Below are 1,624 nucleotides of genomic sequence, written 5' to 3' on the forward strand. Positions count from 1 at the left end.
ACGGCGAGGGCGACGACCGCCCCCGGCGACGTCGGCCGACCCGCTCGGCGACGACGCCGCCGCGGGCCGACACCAGCACCCCGGCGTGGAACAGCGCCGGGGGCATCGACTCCTCGTAGTTGACGACGTTCGCGACGAGCAGGACGCCCAGGGCGGCGACGAGGCTCAGCAGGCCGGGCCGGTCCTGCTCCACGACCAGCACCAGGGCGGCGACCACCGCGGCGGTCGCGGGGATGCCCGAGCCGAGCCACGTGCGGCGCGGGACGAGCCGGTCGACCAGGACGCCCAGGACCAGACCGCCCAGCAGGACGGTCGACGGGCCGAGCACGTCCCAGCTGAAGAAGGTCACGGGCCAGCAGTCTAGGCGTCCCCGCGGGGGCATAGCCTGCGCACGTGGACGAGTCACGCTCCGGTCTGGCGCTCGGCGCCGGCGCCTACCTGTGCTGGGGGCTGTTCCCGCTGTACTGGCCCCTGCTCGAGCCCGCCGGCTCGCTGGAGGCGCTCAGCCACCGGGTCGTGTGGTCGCTCGGCTTCGTCGCCCTCCTGCTCACCGTGACCACCGGTGGGGCGCCTTCCGGGTGCTGTGGCGCGACCCCGTGCGGCTGCTCTTCCTCGCGGTCGCCTCGGTGGTCATCGCGGTCAACTGGGGCGCCTTCATCTGGGGCGTGACGAACGGGCACGTCATCGAGACGTCGCTGGGCTACTTCATCAACCCGCTCGTCACGGTCCTGCTCGGCGTCCTCGTGCTCGGCGAGCACCTGCGACCGGTGCAGTGGGTCGCGGTCGGCGTCGGTGCCGTCGCGGTCGTCGTCCTGACCGTCGACTACGGACGTCTTCCCTACGTCGCGCTCACCGTGGCGGCGTCGTTCGCGATCTACGGCTTCCTCAAGAAGCGGGCCCAGCTCGGCGCGGTGGAGTCGCTGGCGGTGGAGACCGCGCTGCTGAGCCCGGTCGCGATCGCCTACCTGGTGTTCCTGCAGGTCACCGGCGGGCTCGTCTTCGGCCACGAGGGCCCGGTCAACGCGCTGCTGCTCGCCGGCACCGGCGTGGTCACCGCGGTGCCGCTGCTGCTGTTCGGCGCCGCGGCGACACGACTGAGCCTCACCACCCTCGGGCTCCTGCAGTACCTCGGCCCGATCCTGCAGTTCGTCTTCGGGCTCCTGGTCTTCGACGAGCACATGAGCGGGGCACGGTGGGCCGGGTTCGTGCTGGTCTGGCTGGCGCTGGTGCTGTTCACCGTCGACGCCGTCGCGTCGCGCCGCCGGGTGCTGCGCCAGGCGGCCGAGAACGTCGCCTGCTAACGGGTCACGGCACCGCTCGCGCACGTTCCGCGTGCACGTCCGCGAGGTCGTGCTTACCGTCGACGGCAGCAAGCCCTCGAGCGCAGGAGCACGATGACCGCGGTCGCACGCACGACCGTCCGGGCCATGGCCTGGGCCGTCCTCGCGTGCGCCGCCTGGGCCGTGCTGGTGCTCGTCTCGGCCTCCGGCGCGGACGCCGCCGAGAAGCCGTCAGGGTCCCGTCCCGTCGCCGACCTGGTCGACGACCTCGCCGGACCGCTCACCGGGTCGGTCACGAAGGGCCTCGCTCCCGCCACCGAGCCGGTCCTCGCGCCGGTCGAGCG

4 protein-coding genes are annotated in these 1,624 nt (G+C 73.3%); 3 read left to right on the forward strand and 1 reads right to left on the reverse strand.

What is annotated here, in order from left to right; all coding sequences use genetic code 11:
* Window positions 1–349: hypothetical protein (locus tag AC2W7G_RS15760; RefSeq protein WP_485869270.1), on the reverse strand; the 349-nt coding region annotated here is incomplete at its 3' end.
* A gap of 44 nt (window positions 350–393) precedes the next feature.
* Here AC2W7G_RS15760 and AC2W7G_RS15765 point away from each other — a divergent pair.
* The 3 genes from AC2W7G_RS15765 to AC2W7G_RS15775 form a co-directional block, all read left to right on the forward strand.
* The gene (locus tag AC2W7G_RS15765; protein ID WP_485869271.1) at window positions 394–669 is read left to right on the forward strand and encodes a hypothetical protein; all 276 of its coding nucleotides are present in this window, start codon (window positions 394–396) and stop codon (window positions 667–669) included.
* Complete coding sequence (rarD, locus tag AC2W7G_RS15770; RefSeq protein WP_485869272.1) at window positions 597–1,301, forward strand: EamA family transporter RarD; 705 nt, start codon at window positions 597–599, stop codon at window positions 1,299–1,301. Before AC2W7G_RS15765 ends, rarD begins: the two co-directional genes overlap by 73 nt.
* 93 nt (window positions 1,302–1,394) lie before the next feature.
* Window positions 1,395–1,624 (forward strand): hypothetical protein (locus AC2W7G_RS15775; protein ID WP_485869273.1); only part of this gene is annotated, 230 nt, incomplete at its 3' end.

It is taken from the genome of Aeromicrobium sp. PFPM2_SD2 (genome assembly GCF_057364525.1).